19 protein-coding genes are annotated in these 18,268 nt (G+C 38.5%); 9 read left to right on the forward strand and 10 right to left on the reverse strand.

Going from position 1 to position 18,268, the window contains the following annotated elements:
- Positions 1–56: 56 nt before the first annotated feature.
- The 4 genes from G7B20_RS04150 to G7B20_RS04165 all read right to left on the reverse strand — a co-directional run bounded on the left by G7B20_RS04150 (position 57) and on the right by G7B20_RS04165 (position 4,178).
- Positions 57–257, reverse strand: coding sequence for a twin-arginine translocase TatA/TatE family subunit (locus G7B20_RS04150; RefSeq protein ID WP_079641331.1), 201 nt, complete (start codon positions 255–257; stop codon positions 57–59).
- 84 nt (positions 258–341) lie between these two features.
- Complete coding sequence (locus tag G7B20_RS04155; RefSeq protein WP_164108770.1) at positions 342–1,607, reverse strand: murein hydrolase activator EnvC family protein; 1,266 nt, start codon at positions 1,605–1,607, stop codon at positions 342–344.
- A gap of 98 nt (positions 1,608–1,705) precedes the next feature.
- Positions 1,706–2,476 carry a DUF4292 domain-containing protein gene (locus G7B20_RS04160; RefSeq protein ID WP_164108771.1) on the reverse strand — a complete coding sequence of 257 codons (771 nt, stop codon included), beginning with the start codon at positions 2,474–2,476 and terminating at the stop codon, positions 1,706–1,708.
- Entirely contained in the window at positions 2,466–4,178 is a 1,713-nt protein-coding gene (locus G7B20_RS04165; RefSeq protein WP_164108772.1) for a tetratricopeptide repeat protein, read from the reverse strand. The genes G7B20_RS04160 and G7B20_RS04165 overlap by 11 nt, the downstream gene beginning before the upstream one ends.
- Before the next feature lie 271 nt (positions 4,179–4,449).
- Here G7B20_RS04165 and rplM point away from each other — a divergent pair, with 271 nt between their 5' ends.
- The 4 genes from rplM (at position 4,450) to tsf (ending at position 7,119) form a co-directional block, all read left to right on the forward strand.
- Complete coding sequence (gene rplM / locus G7B20_RS04170; protein WP_079641323.1) at positions 4,450–4,893, forward strand: 50S ribosomal protein L13; 444 nt, start codon at positions 4,450–4,452, stop codon at positions 4,891–4,893.
- Positions 4,894–4,904: 11 nt separating this feature from the next.
- On the forward strand, positions 4,905–5,291 hold the full coding sequence (gene rpsI / locus G7B20_RS04175) for a 30S ribosomal protein S9 (protein WP_079641321.1): 387 nt from the start codon (positions 4,905–4,907) through the stop codon (positions 5,289–5,291).
- Positions 5,292–5,309: 18 nt separating this feature from the next.
- Entirely contained in the window at positions 5,310–6,116 is an 807-nt protein-coding gene (gene rpsB, locus G7B20_RS04180) for a 30S ribosomal protein S2 (protein WP_079641319.1), read from the forward strand.
- A gap of 166 nt (positions 6,117–6,282) precedes the next feature.
- A complete protein-coding gene (tsf, locus tag G7B20_RS04185) occupies positions 6,283–7,119 on the forward strand; it encodes a translation elongation factor Ts (RefSeq protein ID WP_164108773.1) in 837 nt (278 codons plus the stop codon).
- A gap of 61 nt (positions 7,120–7,180) precedes the next feature.
- Here tsf and G7B20_RS04190 read toward each other — a convergent pair whose 3' ends face one another.
- From G7B20_RS04190 to G7B20_RS04215, 6 genes are all read right to left on the reverse strand, one after another.
- Positions 7,181–7,384 (reverse strand): dodecin family protein, encoded by a 204-nt coding sequence (locus G7B20_RS04190; protein ID WP_164108774.1) that lies wholly within the window; start codon positions 7,382–7,384, stop codon positions 7,181–7,183.
- 56 nt (positions 7,385–7,440) lie between these two features.
- On the reverse strand, positions 7,441–8,088 hold the full coding sequence (locus G7B20_RS04195) for a hypothetical protein (protein WP_079641315.1): 648 nt from the start codon (positions 8,086–8,088) through the stop codon (positions 7,441–7,443).
- Positions 8,089–8,680: 592 nt separating this feature from the next.
- Positions 8,681–9,358 (reverse strand): leucyl/phenylalanyl-tRNA--protein transferase, encoded by a 678-nt coding sequence (gene aat / locus G7B20_RS04200; protein ID WP_164108775.1) that lies wholly within the window; start codon positions 9,356–9,358, stop codon positions 8,681–8,683.
- 19 nt (positions 9,359–9,377) lie between these two features.
- A complete protein-coding gene (gene rbfA / locus G7B20_RS04205; protein WP_164109083.1) occupies positions 9,378–9,749 on the reverse strand; it encodes a 30S ribosome-binding factor RbfA in 372 nt (123 codons plus the stop codon).
- A gap of 359 nt (positions 9,750–10,108) precedes the next feature.
- Positions 10,109–11,176, reverse strand: coding sequence for an AI-2E family transporter (locus tag G7B20_RS04210; RefSeq protein ID WP_164108776.1), 1,068 nt, complete (start codon positions 11,174–11,176; stop codon positions 10,109–10,111).
- A 16-nt stretch (positions 11,177–11,192) separates the two neighbouring features.
- Positions 11,193–11,591: a hypothetical protein gene (locus G7B20_RS04215; protein ID WP_164108777.1), complete on the reverse strand. Its 399-nt coding sequence runs from the start codon at positions 11,589–11,591 to the stop codon at positions 11,193–11,195.
- A 350-nt stretch (positions 11,592–11,941) separates the two neighbouring features.
- Between G7B20_RS04215 and hemA the strand changes: the two genes are divergently transcribed.
- The 5 genes from hemA (at position 11,942) to G7B20_RS04240 (ending at position 18,201) form a co-directional block, all read left to right on the forward strand.
- The gene (gene hemA / locus G7B20_RS04220) at positions 11,942–13,183 is read left to right on the forward strand and encodes a glutamyl-tRNA reductase (RefSeq protein ID WP_164108778.1); all 1,242 of its coding nucleotides are present in this window, start codon (positions 11,942–11,944) and stop codon (positions 13,181–13,183) included.
- Between the two features lie 106 nt (positions 13,184–13,289).
- Positions 13,290–14,879, forward strand: coding sequence for a hydroxymethylbilane synthase (gene hemC, locus G7B20_RS04225; RefSeq protein ID WP_240452795.1), 1,590 nt, complete (start codon positions 13,290–13,292; stop codon positions 14,877–14,879).
- Positions 14,880–14,945: 66 nt separating this feature from the next.
- Positions 14,946–15,917: a porphobilinogen synthase gene (gene hemB, locus G7B20_RS04230; RefSeq protein ID WP_164108779.1), complete on the forward strand. Its 972-nt coding sequence runs from the start codon at positions 14,946–14,948 to the stop codon at positions 15,915–15,917.
- A gap of 26 nt (positions 15,918–15,943) precedes the next feature.
- Entirely contained in the window at positions 15,944–17,254 is a 1,311-nt protein-coding gene (gene hemL / locus G7B20_RS04235) for a glutamate-1-semialdehyde 2,1-aminomutase (RefSeq protein ID WP_164108780.1), read from the forward strand.
- A gap of 134 nt (positions 17,255–17,388) precedes the next feature.
- Positions 17,389–18,201: a hypothetical protein gene (locus G7B20_RS04240; protein ID WP_164108781.1), complete on the forward strand. Its 813-nt coding sequence runs from the start codon at positions 17,389–17,391 to the stop codon at positions 18,199–18,201.
- The last annotated feature ends 67 nt before the right edge of the window (positions 18,202–18,268 follow it).

Consider the following 18,268-nt stretch of genomic DNA (forward strand, 5'->3'; position numbering starts at 1 on the left):
GATTTGATCAAGCAGATAGCAAGATCAAATCCTTCCTTTCCTTTGTAATACAATCATTAAGGATTGCTTGTATTATCAGATGTATTGTTTTTTTGTTCAGATGGCTCTTCTTTTTGTCCATCTTTAAATTCTTTCACACCACGTCCCAAACCACGCATTAACTCAGGAATTTTCTTTCCTCCAAACAACAACAGAACCAACACCACGATAATGATAATCTCTTGGGTTCCTATAAATAATAAATTTGATGTATACATTTTATTCTTTTATGCGTATAAAAACTCTTACAATAATTACTCCGTCAACACAAATATAGTTATTAATAAATTAATATCCCGTAACTATCTTGCTATCCAAGAAGATGGATCAAATTCCTTAGTTCCCTGAGATAGCCCAAAATTGACAACAGGGAATCCTAAATCTGGATCATCGTCCGACGTACCGATTTGCTGCCCTCTACTTACTTTCTGTCCCCTACGTACGCTTACAGAGGCTAAGTTAGAATAGAAACTAAAGTACTCACCATGTCGGATTACGATAACCCCTGATACCGCTTGTACAACTTCACCATCAAAAACCGCTCTCACAGCAGCACCTGATGCCGTACGAATAGCGATATCCGGTTCAAAAGTAGAAATACCTTCAATCATCCGCATTCCAAATCCACGCACTATATTACCCTGAGCCACAGGCCAAGGTAATCGACCCCTATTAGATTTAAAATCTGCGGATAATCTTTCAGCTTCTGGTGTCGAACGCAACACTTCGCTATCTGTCTTCTTAGGCGTTTTCTTTTCGACTTCTTCCACAGTTTTACCTGTCCGTTTAGCCTCAATCTCTGCTAAGCGTTTTCGTTCAGCCTCTGCTTTACGTCTTTCCTCTGCTATCTCGCGTTGTACCGCAGCCCGGATCAACGCCTCCATTTTCTTCTTCTCTTGCTGTTTAGCACTCAGTTTTCCTTTGAAGGATTTTTCTTCTTTCGCCAATTGACTTAACTCTACCTGATGGGCGGAGCGATCTTTAGCGATAATATTCTTCTCATTCTGCTGCTCAGCCAAAAGCTCTCTTTGTGCTTTCCTGTCTGCTTCTAATCGGGCAATTTTTAGTTCGATTTCTTTCTTTACGCCCTCTATTTCCGCAGCCTTGATCTTCCGTGCATCATTAAACTGCTGAAGATACTTGACACGTTTAAAGGCTTGATTAAAATCTTTTGAAGCGAAAATAAACATCATCTTGTTATAGCCATTTTTGTTACGAAATGCAAACATGATCATCTTCTCATAATCCTTTCTGATGCGCTCCAATTCGGCCTTCAATCCAGTTACCGATTTCGTATTTTCATTAATTTGATAGGAAAGGTTACCAAGTTCCTTATTAATGATAGTAATTTTATCCTCTCTTAGATTAAGCTGTCGACTAAGGGCATTCACCTCCTTTTGTGAAAGAAGCTTCTCCTTTGTTTTTGCACTCAATTCTTTATTTAGGGCAGAAATATCGGCATTTATCTTTTCCAGCTGCTTTTTCAACTCAGCACTACTCTGACCGTAGGAAAAATGCACACATGCGCCAATTATAAATATAATGAATAGTATTTTCTTCAAAATCATGAACTGCTACTTCTTAATTTAGCCCTTTATAAAGCTTCCAAAAATAAACATATATCGTCTACTTGCCTAATAAAAATCGTATTTTAACACCTACAATCTTACGGTATCATCTTATATTTTGAAGGAACGAGAAAAGGCATTTCTACATTTTGGTTAAATTCTGCTTTATTATAATTCAAAACTGCACTTACATTCATTCCTGCTGCGTTCAACTTGATATGTTGATTCTGCGGAAAGTTATAACCATCAGAAATCACAAAACTACTGTAATACGACTCTAGATTATCACTGGCACCTACCGCATTCAATCGAAATACCTTCGGCCTATTTTTTTCATTCAGACTATACTGAAAGGAAAGATCTCCTTTGACGCCTACAATCTGTACCTCATCCGATGCACTAGCTACAGTGATCTGATCTGTCCTCAATAAAGACTGCGATACATTCGCCATCAAAAGGTCCTGCAAAGCAGAAAATGAAATCCGCGCACCCGTATACCGATGTACATACTCGAAAGGTTTCGAAATATAAGTACTTTGCATTTTATTCAATATTTGAATACTGTCCGGCGTAATTTTGACACGGGCAGCCTCATAATTAAACATAGTAGCAGTTACAGAAATCCAAATAGCTTGATCGCGTTGCATTCTAATATGCAATGTTACATCTTGTTTTTCATTATCAAACTCAACCTTTGCTTTTGCCCTTCCGTTAAAAGTTCGAAAATCTAGATTATTAATCAAATACCCTTCTGCCGTAGTTCTATTTTCCGTACTGGTTTCCGGATGCGTACCTATCAACTTCTTCTTACTTCCACACCCCACAATAATTAATAATGAAAGTAAAAAAAACAAATACCTAGTCCACATATCGTTTCTCCTTTATTTTTAATTTTATTTTTTCGATATCGACCTGATTATCTTTTGTCAATGACAATGCCTTTTCCCATCGTTTAATAGCTTCCTTTTCCCGTCCCAGCTTTATCAAGATATCCCCATAATGTTCAAACAACAGTGCTGATGGCGAGGAGGAAGATTTTATAGCCTTTTCCATCCAGACAGCAGCTTCACGATAATTTCCTTGCTGAAATAAAACCCATGCATAAGTATCCTGAAAAGTAGACGAGTTCGCATCCAACACATTTGCCCGTCGAGCAAACTCGGCCGCTTTATCCAGATCTTGCTTACGGATAGACAAATAATACGCAAGATTATTCATCGCTGTACTATTCGTACTGTCCAGCTGAATAGCTTCTTCGTAAGCCACGTCTGATGCAGCATCCATCTTCAATTGATGATAAAGATCTCCCAATCCACTGTAGATAATCGACCTCAAATAGGTGTTTTCTTCTTCACTATGATCCAAAGCCATCTCCAACATAGACCTGGTCTTTTCGTAATCCTCCTTTACCATAAAGGACAATCCGGAGAAATACATGAGCATAGCGTTCCCAGGGTTCGCTAGCATCGCCTCATCAGCGTGCTGTATCGCTTCATTTACCTGATTAAGTCCCAGATCTGTATTGATCAACATACGCCAAGCATCCACATGCCTCGGATTGAGCCCTACAGCGGTAAGAAATAAAGAACGTGCTTCTGCGGCATTCCCTCCTCGCCACAACACCTCGCCCTTAACAACATGGCTTTCTGCAATCCTTGGGTGTACCACCACTAAGCTATTTGCCAATTCCTGAATTTGACCGATTGAGAAATCCTTAAACCCAGGATGCATCAAGCTTTGCATAACACGATGTTTATCGACAAAATCCACTCTATTTGATTCAAAAGCCAGCTTCAACGTTTCGAAGACTTGTTTATTCCTATTCTCCGCTTTATAAGCGTCAGCAAGATCAAGATACAAAACCGGATCTTTACTAATTCTAACACCTCGTTCCAACACTCCAACGGCCTCCTTCGGTTTCTCCTCTTCTAAATTGATATATCCCAATGTTCCATAAACGTGCCTCAAACTAGATTTTCCATCCCAGGGTTCCAACACTTCTCTCGCCTCCTTATGTTTACCGTTCATGACATACACATCCGCTAAAACGACATCTAATGTATCTGAACCAAGCCCCTTTACCACTTCCTCCTTATACACCGACACGGCCTCATCCAACTTCTTATCGTTAGATAGAATCATCATCAAATCTCTTCCTACCGAAGACAAACCAGGATATTTGACACGAAGATCCTTCAGTATTGGCACTGCTTCCGCCCAATTCTGTTTACTTTTATAAAGCTCGACAACAAAATTAGCGTGCATAATATTAGGATCATACGCGTAAGCTGTTTTTGCATTTTCTAACGCTTCATCATAATTACCTGTCTGTCCAAATAATAACCCTTTGGCGTAATATACCTCGGCAGCTTTCGGATATTGGTTCGTGATACGATCCATCTCACTCATAGCCTCTCTAAAATCTCCTACCTTTAGCCGTTCTTCAACCTTGGCCAATTGCATCTTATACGGTGGTTCAACAGTCTGAGCCGTAGCAAGGCCACAAGTCAGCAATAAACCAAAAAACACCATTTTCTTAATGTGAGACGCCATCTTTTTATTTAAAATCATCTTCGAATCCATTATAACACCTTACTAAGGTAGCATATTGCCATAGAAAAAGAGTACAATAGTATCAAAAAGTTTAATACATATTATATTAATAAATGTTAAACAACGGACCCACCTAAAAATACAAGGACAAAACTTGCAATACACCACAGCCTAAAAAAATAACAGAACTATCCTTTGCAAAATAAGAAATAAATAATGTACCTTTGCAATCCGATTGTAGTGATTACGATTGAGAAGATAACAAAATTAATTAATTAAATAAAAGCAAGTGAATACGTTAAGTTACAAAACTGTCTCTGCCAACAAGAACACCGTTAACAAAGAGTGGATCGTTGTTGACGCTGAGGGCGAGATCTTGGGGCGCTTGGCCAGTGAAATTGCGAAAGTAATTCGTGGAAAACACAAGCCTACATTTACCCCACACGTAGACTGCGGTGATAACGTTATTGTTATCAATGCGGACAAAATTAAGTTGACAGGAAACAAATTAGGCGACAAAACTTATGTTCGCTACACAGGCTACCCAGGTGGTCAGCGTTTTGTTTCTCCTAAAGAATTAATGGCGAAGCATCCTGAGCGCATCATCGAAAAAGCGGTTCGTGGTATGTTACCTAAAAACCGTCTTGGCCGTCAGTTATTCAAAAATTTATTTGTTTACGCTGGTGGTGAGCACAAACATGAGGCACAAAATCCAAAACCAGTTAAATTCTAAGGAGCACTATTATGTCAACAACTAACACTTCAGGAAGAAGAAAAACTGCTGTTGCTCGTATTTACTTAGGAGCAGGAAGTGGTAACATTATCATTAATGGTAAAGATTACAAAGAGTATTTCCCAACATTACCTTTGCAATACATCGCTACTCAATCTTTATTAGTAGCCGAGTCATTAGCAAACTTTGATGTCAAAGTTAACGTTCATGGTGGTGGAGTAAAAGGTCAAGCAGAAGCTGTACGTTTAGCAATCGCTAAAGCACTAGTTGAGCTAGATCCAGAAGTAAAACCAGCTTTACGCGCGAAAGGTTTAGTAACACGTGATGACCGTATGGTTGAGCGTAAAAAACCAGGACGCAAGAAAGCTCGTAGAAGATTCCAATTCAGTAAACGTTAATCAAAGGAGGATCAAAAAATGGCAAGAACTACTTATCAAGATTTATTGGATGCAGGTGTTCACTTTGGTCACCTTACACGTAAATGGGACCCGAAAATGGCTAAGTACATTTTCATGGAGCGCAACGGTATCCACATTATCGATTTAAACAAGACCCTTACGAAATTAGAAGAAGCTGCTTCAGCTATCAAACAAATCGTAAAATCAGGTCGTAAAGTTTTATTCGTAGCAACGAAAAAACAAGCAAAAGAAATCATCGCACAACAAGCAAAGGATGTAAACATGCCTTATGTTACTGAGCGTTGGTTAGGTGGTATGCTTACAAACTTCGCAACAGTGCGTAAGTCTATCAAAAAGATGTCTAACATCGACAAAATGCAAAAAGATGGTACATTCGATGTATTATCTAAAAAGGAAAAATTAATGATTCAGCGTGAGCGTATCAAATTAGAAAACCTTTTAGGAGGTATCGCTGATTTGAACCGTCTACCAGCAGCTTTATTCATCATCGATGTTAAAAAAGAGCACATTGCTGTAGCTGAGGCTATCAAATTAAACATTCCTACTTTTGCGATGGTAGATACAAACTCTGATCCTACTAACATTGATTTCCCAATCCCTGCAAACGATGACGCTACTAAATCAATTAGCTTAATCGCAGGAATTATCGGACAAGCAATCGTTGAAGGTTTGGAAGAGCGCAAACGCGACAAAGAAGAAGATGCGGAAAAAGAAGCTGTTGCAGCTAAGGCGGCAGTAGACAATGGTGAAGCAGCAGATGCTACTCCAGGAAAACGCACTCGTAAAGCAAAAGACGTAGAATAATTATTCTATATAGGGCCGGATGGACAAGTGTTGGTTTCTGGAAGAAAAGCTTCCTAAACCTTGCATGTCTATCCGGTTTCTTTTTTCAATGTTAACAATAGCTTTACCTATCGGACAAGCATTTGTTAACCCCACAATTGTAATTTTATAAAAAAAAGAAAATATCATGTCAGTACAAATTTCTGCATCAGATGTAAACAAATTGCGTCAACAAACAGGCGCAGGTATGATGGATTGTAAAAAAGCTTTAGTAGAAGCAAACGGTGACTTTGAAGCCGCTGTTGACTACTTACGCAAAAAAGGAGCTAAAGTAGCTGCTAGCCGTCAAGACCGTGACTCTAACGAAGGTGTTATCATTGCTAAATCTTCGGCTGACGGTAAAACAGGTATAGTAGTAGAAGTTAACTGTGAAACTGATTTCGTTGCTAAAAACTCTGATTTCGTTGCTTTCGCAGAAAAAATCGCTGACGTAGCTTTGGCTAACACGCCTGCTTCTTTGGAAGATTTGAAAGCTTTAACTGTTGATGGAAAAGTTATTTCAGAATCTTTAATTGAGCAAACAGGTGTAATCGGTGAGAAAATTGACGTTTCTAAATACGAAATCGTAACAGGTGAAAAAGTTGTAGCTTACATCCATGGCAACTACCGTTTAGGCGTATTGGTTGGTCTTTCTGCTGACGTAGCAGGTGCTGATGATGCTGGTAAAGATGTAGCTATGCAAATTGCTGCTATGAACCCAGTTGCTATCGACAAAGACGGTGTAGATCAAAACACAATTGATCGTGAGATAGCTATTGCTAAAGATCAAATCATCGCTGAAGGTAAACCAGCTGAAATGGCAGAGAAAATTGCTCAAGGTAAATTAAACAAATTCTTTAAAGATACGACTTTATTAAACCAAGAATTTGTCAAAGACTCCTCTAAAAATATCGCTCAATTCTTAGACTCAGTCTCTAAAGGATTAACTGTTACTGCATTCAAACGCGTGCAGTTAGGTGCATAATTAAGTGCTTTACAGCACTTACGATAAAGCCCCTACTTATTTTTAAGCAGGGGCTTTTCTTCTATTTTTCTACACGAAAAGATAGCTTACAGTTCACACCATAGGTTGATACCCGACCGTCTTTAACGTGACATTTCATATCTTGAACCCATACCGAATCAATATTTTTAACGGTCTTTGAAGCTTCGTTTACTGCTTGCTGGATCGCGTCTTCAAAACTCTTTTCCGATGACGCTATAAGCTCGATTACTTTTACAATTGCCATATCATTTATTTATTTAGTGTAATAGATAAACAAGATTTAGGCAATTATGTTTTCAGTTACCTCCCCTTTGGTCTGTGGGATATGAAATGAGACTTTAACTTATCTAAACCAATATCCTCTTCCTTTTTATCCAATTCATACAACCAGACTTTATCATTCAGCATCTCTACGCGCTCTTTAGAATTTATTAATTCTAAAGGTTTCACACGAAACTCTTTACTAAGCGGCTGCCTTTGCACATGAGCTATTTTACTATGCGTGATAATCTGTATATTAAATGTTGGCCACTTGCCGACAGCTGAAAAGTTTGCTATATAAAATTGCGCATAGTCCTGCTTCGGAATTAAATTACCAAATACACCTGTAACTTTTGTACCCGATAACTCGGAAATACTAACCAACAGCTCGAATGAGGTTTCATTAATAATGTAAAACTTAGCCAATCCCAACTTTTGCTCCCCTGCTATCCCTACAAAAATCCCCTTGTCAACAAAAGGTAGATTTATGCTAGCTTCCCCATCTTCAATATCATCCTCTGGCATTCGCATATTTCCATGCACTAATGTTACTTTGGATTTCAAAACCGGTATCTCAAAACCCGTAGTATCCGTCACTCCTATGATATCATTTGCTTGAATAGAAGTAATATGCCCTTCAATGGGCTCCTCTACAAATCGGACCAAATCCCCTATCTTAAAATTCATCTTGCTATATTCTTATCTAAAAGTTTAACTAAACATTCTACATCTTCCTTACAATTGTATAAACGGATACCGATTCGAATTACAGTACCTCTAGGAAAACACTTTATCACCTCCGCCCCCACAAAATACGATAACATTCCTGTGGTACCTTCAAATTGATCAATAATGATCAACAGGTCCTTTCTGCAACAACTGCTAATATCAAGTCTCTTGCCAAAAACTTTTCATAAACAAATATGCCTCTTCCAGATTCCCCTCTACTGTTTTCAAAACCTCAAAGGAGAACCCAAGACTTATAATGGTATAGTTTAATGAAGCATTGTCCTCCTCCAACATAGCGAACCTCGTATCAGAAGGAAGCCCATCGAGTAAAGCATTGTAACCACATGAGAAATTAGGGACACAGTAAATGTTCGCTTCAGGACAATCGAACATCGTTGCTACTCCCTCCTTTATCTCTTATAAAAATATGACCTGTCTATCCCTAAGATCACTAGATAGGGCAAAAAAAGCATTCTTCCTTTGTCTACGCCATTGATGATGTATCTTGGGCACCTCCCCGTTTCCAGGGGTATTAAAATAAGTTAACCCATTAGGCATATCGAAATAGCTTTTGTAATCCATTACATTCTATAACTTGTACTTCCAATATATCGTAAAAAAAAGAAGCATCTATAGTCGTTGCTCCCATCGAGGCCAAATGGGAAGAATAAATCTGGCAGTCTATCAATTCCAAATCAAAATTTTGACATAAATAAATTAATGCAGCTTTGGAAGAATCAGCCACTTTAGAGAACATGCTCTCTCCACAAAAAACCTTACCAACCAGTACCCCGTACAAGCCCCCTACCAAATTCCCCGATTGCCACACCTCTATACTATGTGCGTAACCTTCTTCATGCAGTCGCTTATAGGCAGAAAGCATATCATCAACGATCCATGTACCATCCTGGTCCCGCCTAGAAACTGTCGAACAATACTGCATCACATGCCCAAAATCTTTATTGAATGAAATATCGAATGTATTTCTAGCCAACAATTTAGCCATAGACTTACTCACTTTTATTTGTGATGGATAAAGAACGAAACGCTCATGGGGAGCATACCATAATATAGGTGTATCCTCACTATACCAAGGAAATATACCGCGTTTATAAGCTTGCAATAACCGCCCAGTACTTAAATCGCCTCCTATGGCCAAAAGCCCATCTTCCTCAGCCATTGCCACTTCTGGAAATCGGTGACTATCATTATCCAATTGAAATATCATTACAACTAAACGATGGGGACTAATCGGGTTGTCTAGTCTCCTTGCTGATCTCGTCGAAAAGACGATCCATATGATCTACATATTCATTGGTATCGTCAAGAAAAAATTCCAAATCCGGGACAATTCTAGCCTGATTCTTAATCCGGGCACCAAGCTTATAACGTATTTCACTCGTTTTAGCCTTGATACTAGCAATATCAGCCTTTGCCGTATTAACATTCAAAAAGCTTAGGTACACCCGAGCTATCGCGAGATCAGGAGTAACACGGACCTTCGTCACCGTTATAAAAGCGTCTGGAGCCCAATTTTTTCCGTCTCGTAAAAATAGTTCGGCAAGATCCTGTTGAATTACCCCCGCAAATCTCTGTTGTCGCTTACTTTCCGTTCCCATGCTGTATCGATTATGTAATAATATATAAAAATTCATAGATACACATTATAGCACATCTATCTACTACAAACTTAGATAAAATGCTTTGTATTCGCCAATACATGTCATAAAAAAAGACTTGTCGCGGGCAATTGGACAAGTCTTCATCAAAATTAGTTTATAATTGGGTAGAAAAATTTCTTGCAAGTTTTAAGACTTTGAGGTCTATCAATATTTAGTTGTTTACTCCTTTGGTTACCATTGTGAGTATATACTCACAATATATTTCTTTTCATCTCCCTTTGTGTTACAAACATAAGTAGATATTTACGATAACCAAAAATATATTTTAAAAAAAAGTAAGTGGTCACTTTTAATGGTCATTTATCGTTCAACTGTGAATCTTCTTCCATCAATATCAAATGGCTTCCCTTTCCATACTCATTACTATACACTCTGATCAACAGACCGACAGAAGACAAGATCAACGGTCCAAAAATCAAACCAAGCATACCAAACATATTTAAGCCCAGTAATACGCCAAAAACGGTTATCATAGGCGGTACATTTCCTAAAGTCTTCAAAATGGTGAAACGCAATATATTGTCTATTCCTCCTACTAAAAGAAAACAATACACAGCAAGACCAATACCGTTGGCAGTTTCTCCCGAAGCCAGCACCATAACACTAACTGGAACATAAATAGTCATTGTTCCTAAAACAGGGACTATCGACGCAACACCAGTCAGAACCCCTAAAAGAACAAAATTCTCTACCCCAAACACCCAATAACCCAGCATCGCAACCAAGCCCTGACATATACCTAAAATAGGTATCCCCAACGCATTCGACCGAACCATAAGATTCACTTCGTTCCATATCTCATTCTTACTCCGGATCGAGAAGGGAATCGCTCTGTAGATAGAAGCTTCCATACGCTTGCCATGCACCAGCATAAAATAAAGAACAAATAAAGCAACTACAATGTTGATCCCCACCTCTACCACCGAATTCACTACGTTAGGGATATACCGAGTCAAGTTCTGCAAAAAAGTCAAAAGAGCTTCGTCAGACATATCGATATCTTTCAATAATGCTTTACTGTTCATATACTCTTTAAGTAAATTGAATTGGTGGACGATATGATCTGTATTCATCAGAAAGGTCGATAGCTGCGGAGTCAAATAATCAACAATCGCCCATATAGGAAGAACGATAAATACAACTGAAATACAGACATACATCACACTGGTAAGTGGCTTATTCCACTTACGACCCTCCGTAAGCGAAATATAGGAATTACGAAACAAAATATACAAAGTCACCGCACCTAAGAATCCCGGTAAGTAATATAATAGATTTTTAAACACCAAAATACAAATCAGCAGAATAACCAGAATGAGCATAATCTGATTAATCGGTGTATTGTTTATCTGTTTACTTCTCATATCTCCTTGTATAACTTTACTTAATTTCTTTGACCCTCTTCACGCTCAATAAAATAACAACTGCGCCTATAAACAAGAAAGACCATCCCCATTTTAAATGAAGCGTTTTGGCCAACATACCGTCAACAAATTTCATCCCGAAATAATTATTGATCTTAAAATAAACACCCAAAAAACCAACCATACACCAAATAAGAAATATATAAGTTCCAAAACGAAAAAGACTTAACTTTCTTAAAAAAAGAAACAAAACGAGAAGTGACAATAATCCGATCGTTAGACCAAATAGCACAACATCCGTCTGATACAAATTCCAGTTACCTGCCAAAGGTACTTTAAGAAATGGACAAAATATAGTCGAAAGCGCTACAATAGCTATCCCTAATATAGCGTAAATTTTGTTGAGTATATACATGACGTAAAGGTAAATCTCAAATGTTGAATGTCAAAAAAAATAAACGTAAATAACAAGAGTCGATCACTAAATCCTCTAATGTGCTTTAGCCATCCTTAAAGAATTTAAAAATCAACTGTCGCATTATTTATTTCTGCTTCTAGATTGATCAAATTGCTTCAAAAACTATACTTAGACGACTAATCTAAGCCAGAAAACAAATCTACAAAAGCAACAAAACCGAGTTTTAACATAAAATTAACACTATTTATAACCCTTCTAAATTACCTCCTTTGACAGATTTTTGACATAACAACGGAGGTTTTAATCTACATTTGCATCAATATAATTGAGGCTAGATTACCAAGGCGTTGAAGAATTTAAAAGTTATAGCATTTACTCACAAACATGTTGACCTAAAAGATCTGGGCAATCTGGTGATTTGTAATGAAGAGTTAGATTCCAGATTGATTAATCTTAAAAACAATTTAGACATACCTGAGATATTCTATATTGCTACATGTAACCGTGTGGAATTTGTTTTCTATGGAGCTCATGAATTGACAGACGATTTTATTGCTGTTTTCATGGACAAAATGAACTTTTGTGTTCCCTCCGAGCGACTTCAATGCTACTTAGGTCAGGTAACTCGTTATGAAGGACTTGAAGCCCTCAATCACCTTTTCCGAATGTCCTGTTCCCTTGAAAGTTTAGTAGTTGGCGAAAAGGAAATATTGGCACAGGTGCGTCGAGCTTACGAGAAATGTAGAGGAGCAGGATTTACGGGAGACTTTTTACGTCTTATGATGGATCGTCTCGTTAAAACAGCGAAAGAAGTATATACCCATACAAACATTTCTCGCAATCCTATATCTGTCGTTTCATTAGCCTATCGTAAGCTAAAAGAAATAAAACTTCTTGAAAACCCCAGAATACTTGTTATTGGGTCTGGTGAAACCAATCAAAACTTAGCCAAATATCTAAAAAAACATAAGCTATCAAATTTCGTTATATTTAACAGAACTCTTGAGAATGCAAAATCACTCGCAAAGGAACTGAACTGCGAAGCCTATCCACTAAGTGAACTTTCGAAATATAAAGGTGGATTTGACGTTATGATTACCTGTACTGGAGCCTCTGAATCTATTATAGGAACCGACCTTTACGAGACTTTACTCCAAGAGGAAACAGACAAAAAGATCATTGTTGATTTAGCTATACCAAATGACATCTGTGCAGATGTCGTGACAAACAACCCAATACATTACATTGAAGTCAGCGGATTACAGGCTATAGCTGAAAAGAATCTACAAGAACGCTATGGCGAACTAGACCATGCAAAAAAAATAATCGAGGATAACATCAAGGAGTTTTTGCCTCTTATTAAACAACGTCGTGTAGAGGTTGCTATGCGTCAAGTACCGAACAAGATAAAAGAAATTCGGGAGATAGCGCTCAATGAGATATTTGCGCAAGACGTAAATAAACTTGATCCTCAGGCACGTGAAGTTTTGGAAAAAGTCATTAACTATATGGAAAAAAAATACATCAAAGTTCCAATGGTTATGGCTAAAGAAATCTTGATAAAGAATACCGAATTCGAAAACAACTAATTTACAAAAATCTTCCTTAAAAGATACTTTATTCTGACATAACATGATCAGATTATTAGGGTATTTGGCTAAATTTGCATTGGCATTTTTGTAACATAAATAATCCATGTTGAATAGAAAACTAATTATTGGAACACGAGGCAGTGAGCTTGCACTGTGGCAGGCTAACTTTGTAAAAGACAGATTAGCGGAAATTGGCATAGATGCCGAATTAAAGATCATCAAGACACAAGGAGATATTATCCAACACCTTAGACTTGATAAACTGGAAGGTAAGGGATTCTTCACCAAAGAGCTCGAAGAAGAATTGTTATCTGCCCAGATAGATCTAGCAGTACATTCGCATAAAGACCTGCCTACAGTAAACCCTCCAGGCTTGATTATTGCGGCTGTTTCTGAAAGGGAGAATCCATCAGAGATAATAATAATACATAAAGACTGTGTTGATATCAAAAAAAGGCTATCAATAAAACACGCGGCTACCGTAGGGACTTCATCCAACAGAAGAAAAGCACAACTTCTATCGGTACGCCCAGATTTAGAATTCGAAGATCTCCGAGGCAACTTACAAACCCGTATCCAGAAATTACGCGATGAAAAGTATGATGCCATCGTACTTGCCAAAGCTGGTGTAAGCCGTATTAACATGGACCTTTCAGACTTCCATATCGAAGAAATATCTCCTGTAGAAATAATTCCAGCCCCTGCTCAAGGCGTATTAGCCATTCAGATTAGAGAATCCGATGATGAACTATTTGAGATATTACAAAAGATAAACAACACGGAAGTAGCAAAAACAATTGGTGTAGAACGAAGAGTATTAAATATGTTCGATGCCGGTTGTCATGCTCCATTGGGTTGCTATTGCCGAAAACGCGATGATAAGTACGAAGTATGGACATCGATTGCAGAAGATAACGAAGATTTTCCAGACCGTCTCTACTTACAGTCCAATAGCATCGAAGGTCTAGCAGAATCAATATTTGCTAAATACGACAAGTCACGCAAACTACCTTCTTCCGTATTTATAACCCGTGACCTAGATGAAAACTCTTACCTAGCAAGGTATTTGGGCAAACACAATATACAGATTGAAGCACGCTCCTTAATAAAAATATACCCAACAATTAATGTATTGGACTCCTTCATTCTAAAGAGAGCAGACTGGATATTCTTTAACAGTAAGAATGCAATCGAACACTTTTTCAATCTTGATCCACTCATCTTAAAGAAAACAAAAATAGCGGTATTAGGTCGGGGTTCTGAGTCCACCCTGCGTAAATTTGGAAGAGTAGCCGACTTCTCTGGCGATGATCTTGGTATTAGAACAGAAGATATTGCAAAGGCCTTTGCGCAGCTAGTTGACGGTCAAACGGTCCTCATCCCAAGAGCCAAGGACTCCTTACAAAGCATACAGAAAGCATTAACACCTAATACAAAAATTATAGATATGCCTATCTATGAAACGGTTTTGGAAGAAGATGTTGATAAATCAAATTCAGACGTATTGGTCTTCACTAGTCCAAGTAATGTACAGGCTTATTTCAAAGAAAACCTTGCGGACCCAGGACAAAAAATTATCTGTATAGGTTACTCTACCGCACAGGCAATCGAAGAAATGGGGCTAAAATACAGCCTACCTTTCTCTCCCGATGAGATGGGGTTGGCCGAAGCAATATTTGGAATTAATTATTAATGATTAATTGTGCGTTGAGTTCAGGTTTTATCAAAACTCAATACGCAATACACAATACACCATAAAATGTTACAACGTCCTAGAAGAAATAGAAAATCAGCCGTCATTCGTGACATGATTCAGGAAACACATTTATCGCCCTCCAATCTAATCTTTCCATTATTTATCGTAGATGGCGAAAATCAAAAGATAGAAGTAAAATCTATGCCTGGCATTTATCGATATTCTATCGACAATCTATTAAGAGAAGTAGAAAGCTGCCTTAAGTTAGATTTAAAAGCATTTGATTTATTCCCTGCAGTTGAAGAAGTATTGAAAGACAAATATGCTACGGAAAGTTACCGTGAAGGCACGCTTTATCTACGTGCAATTGAAGCGGTAAAAAAGAATTTTCCAGAAGCATGCGTAGTTACAGATGTAGCGATGGATCCTTATAGCTCAGATGGACATGATGGTATTGTTCAGAACGGAGAAATCCTCAATGACGAAACCCTAGAGGTGCTCGGTAAAATGGCTTTAGCTCATGCACACGCCGGGGCAGATATCATTGCTCCTTCTGACATGATGGATGGACGTATCGGATACATACGTGGTATCTTGGACAACAACGGATTTACCAATGTATCATTGATGTCATATACCGCTAAATACGCATCTGCATATTATGGACCATTTCGTGACGCATTGGGTTCAGCACCAAAAAATGGAGACAAAAAATCTTATCAGATGAATCCTGCGAACAGCAGAGAAGCCTTGATCGAGGCACAGCTGGATGCCGAAGAAGGAGCTGACTTCCTTATGGTTAAACCAGGTCTCCCCTACTTAGATATTATCAAATTATTACACGACAATTTCGATCTACCAATAGCTGCATATAACGTATCTGGAGAGTATGCAATGCTTAAAGCAGCAATTGCAAACGGTTGGTTATCCGAAGCAGTGATCATGGAGACCCTAATGAGTTTCCGTCGCGCGGGAGCTACTTCTATTCTAACTTATCATGCAAAAGAAGTACTAGAAAAAGGCTGGTTAAAGTAGATCTATAAAAAAATCTTAAAAACGATATGGCAATACAAGATATATCAAGAGAAAAATCGACACAGCTTTTTGAAAAAGCAAAAAACTATTTCCCTGGAGGCGTAAATTCTCCGGTGCGTGCATTCAAATCGGTGTATGGTAGCCCTCTTTTTATTGAGCGCGGTGACGGTTCTCATCTCTGGGATGCCGATGGCAATGAATTTATAGACTTTTGCTGCTCTTGGGGTCCATTAATTCTCGGACACAACAATCCAGAAGTGCGCGAAGCAGTACAGGAGCAACTGAGCAAAGGTTTGAGTTTTGGAGCACCTACCCGTTTAGAAAACGAATTGGCGGAGCTCATTTTAACGAACAATAAATACATCGAGAAAATACGTTTCGTAAGCTCTGGAACGGAAGCCGTAATGTCTGCCATAAGATTAGCCCGCGGATATACCAAAAGAGACAAGATCGTCAAGTTTGAAGGCTGTTATCACGGCCACTCTGATTCTCTTTTAGTAAAAGCAGGATCCGGATTAGTCACTTTCGGAGAGACCTCTTCTGCTGGCGTACCAAAATCGTTTGCCGACGAAACTATCGTAATTGCCTTGAATGACACTGCAGCTTTAGAACAGGTATTTGTAGATTTCAAAGACCAAATTGCTGCTGTCATTATCGAAGGTATTCCTGCAAATAACGGCCTTCTTATTCAGGACAAAGAATACATCCAATTTTTGCGGGATATCACAAAGGAAAATGGAGCACTTTTAATTTTTGATGAAGTTATCACTGGCTTCCGTCTAGGATTTGAGGGGGCCGCCAAACATTATGATATACAGCCCGATATCCTTACCTACGGTAAGATTATAGGTGGCGGCATGCCTGTGGGGGCTTACGGTGCTTCTGCAGAGATCATGTCCAATATATCTCCAGATGGAAATGTTTACCAAGCGGGTACCCTTTCTGGAAATCCTGTTGCTATGGCGGCAGGAATTGCAGCCTTACAGATTTTAGCGCAACCTGGGTTTTATGAGGGTCTGGAGCAAACGACACAATCATTTGTAAATGAAATACAGACATTCATTGCCGAGCACAAATTGAACGTACAGATTTCAACAGTAGGTTCTATATTTTGGTTTGCATTCGAAGCCAAAGAAAAAATTCAACGTGCAGATCAGATAGACCCGAACTCTATGCTTTACTACAAAAAGATGCACAGAGAACTACTTAACCGGGGCATCTATTTCGGCCCTTCCGGTTATGAGGTAGGCTTTATTTCTGCAGCACATAGCGCCGAAGATTTAGCCATGGCTATCTCCGCTATCAAAGAATCGCTATTGATTGCTTTTGAAGCATAGTTCCAGCCCAAAACATACAAAAACTGAATAGGCTTCCTTTAATTGGTAAGCCTATTTTTTTTACTTTCCAAAACAAATAGCACGATCGGCTTGTTGTATACGTTATATTTAATAATCACATAAACACAAATAGTATGAAATATCAGATACTTGGCTTAGCAGCCTTAACAGTTCTCTCACTATTTAGCGCTTGTAACAATCCTACAAAAAATACTTCTGGTGAAGTGAAAGACAGTACTGCCCTAAAGGACTCCGTGGGAGCCATTGCTGTAAACCCTATTGCTCATGCAAAAGATTTTCCCGAAGCTACTTTAAGTGTCTCCAGTATCAAGGCTGAAAAAATCGGCACCGACTCCGCCAAACTTACCGTAAAATACAACGTGCATAATTTCAACCTTACCGAACAGACTGAACATACGCATCATATGGCCAACTCCCATGAGGGACAGCATATCCATTTTATATTAGATAATACGCCATATGCTGCATTATACAAACCCGAACATACAGCAACTGTACCACTCAATTCTGAACATTATTTAATGTCCTTTCTCTCCAGATCCTTTCATGAGTCGATAAAAACAGTTGATGCTTCAAGACTTTTAAAATTTAAAGTTACCGCCGATGCAAAGATCGAAGAATTGCCAAAGGTCACCGAACCTTCCCTATTCTACAGTCGGCCTAAAGGAGAATACAAAGGTGCGGACACAAAGACTGTATTATTGGACTTTTTTATAGAAAACACAACACTAGCAGCAGACGGAAATAAGGTCAAGGCCAACATTAATGGACAAGAATTTCTTTTAGATCAATGGGCCCCTTATGAAATTCTTAATCTCCCTATGGGCGAAAATATAATCAAATTAACATTGATCGATAAAGATGGTAATGCCCTAACCGGGGATAACGTTTCCGTAGAACGGAAAATAACACTCGTTGCCGAATAAGTTAGTATAATACAATTGCGAGGCCTAAATCCATGAACAGTGATTTAGGCCTTTTGTTTTTTATGGC

It is taken from the genome of Sphingobacterium sp. xlx-96 (assembly GCF_011007365.1).
Classification (GTDB): Bacteria; Bacteroidota; Bacteroidia; order Sphingobacteriales; family Sphingobacteriaceae; genus Sphingobacterium; species Sphingobacterium luzhongxinii.

Coding starts and splice junctions, on each gene's coding strand:
- G7B20_RS04150 (WP_079641331.1), bottom strand. CDS start 257: ATGTATACATCAAATTTATTATTTATAGGAACCCAAGAGATTATCATT.
- G7B20_RS04155 (WP_164108770.1), bottom strand. CDS start 1,607: ATGATTTTGAAGAAAATACTATTCATTATATTTATAATTGGCGCATGT.
- G7B20_RS04160 (WP_164108771.1), bottom strand. CDS start 2,476: ATGTGGACTAGGTATTTGTTTTTTTTACTTTCATTATTAATTATTGTG.
- G7B20_RS04165 (WP_164108772.1), bottom strand. CDS start 4,178: ATGATTTTAAATAAAAAGATGGCGTCTCACATTAAGAAAATGGTGTTT.
- rpsI (WP_079641321.1), top strand. CDS start 4,905: ATGTCAACAACTAACACTTCAGGAAGAAGAAAAACTGCTGTTGCTCGT.
- rpsB (WP_079641319.1), top strand. CDS start 5,310: ATGGCAAGAACTACTTATCAAGATTTATTGGATGCAGGTGTTCACTTT.
- tsf (WP_164108773.1), top strand. CDS start 6,283: ATGTCAGTACAAATTTCTGCATCAGATGTAAACAAATTGCGTCAACAA.
- G7B20_RS04190 (WP_164108774.1), bottom strand. CDS start 7,384: ATGGCAATTGTAAAAGTAATCGAGCTTATAGCGTCATCGGAAAAGAGT.
- G7B20_RS04195 (WP_079641315.1), bottom strand. CDS start 8,088: ATGAATTTTAAGATAGGGGATTTGGTCCGATTTGTAGAGGAGCCCATT.
- aat (WP_164108775.1), bottom strand. CDS start 9,358: ATGATATTTCAATTGGATAATGATAGTCACCGATTTCCAGAAGTGGCA.
- rbfA (WP_164109083.1), bottom strand. CDS start 9,749: ATGGGAACGGAAAGTAAGCGACAACAGAGATTTGCGGGGGTAATTCAA.
- G7B20_RS04210 (WP_164108776.1), bottom strand. CDS start 11,176: ATGAGAAGTAAACAGATAAACAATACACCGATTAATCAGATTATGCTC.
- G7B20_RS04215 (WP_164108777.1), bottom strand. CDS start 11,591: ATGTATATACTCAACAAAATTTACGCTATATTAGGGATAGCTATTGTA.
- hemC (WP_240452795.1), top strand. CDS start 13,290: ATGTTGAATAGAAAACTAATTATTGGAACACGAGGCAGTGAGCTTGCA.
- hemB (WP_164108779.1), top strand. CDS start 14,946: ATGTTACAACGTCCTAGAAGAAATAGAAAATCAGCCGTCATTCGTGAC.
- hemL (WP_164108780.1), top strand. CDS start 15,944: ATGGCAATACAAGATATATCAAGAGAAAAATCGACACAGCTTTTTGAA.
- G7B20_RS04240 (WP_164108781.1), top strand. CDS start 17,389: ATGAAATATCAGATACTTGGCTTAGCAGCCTTAACAGTTCTCTCACTA.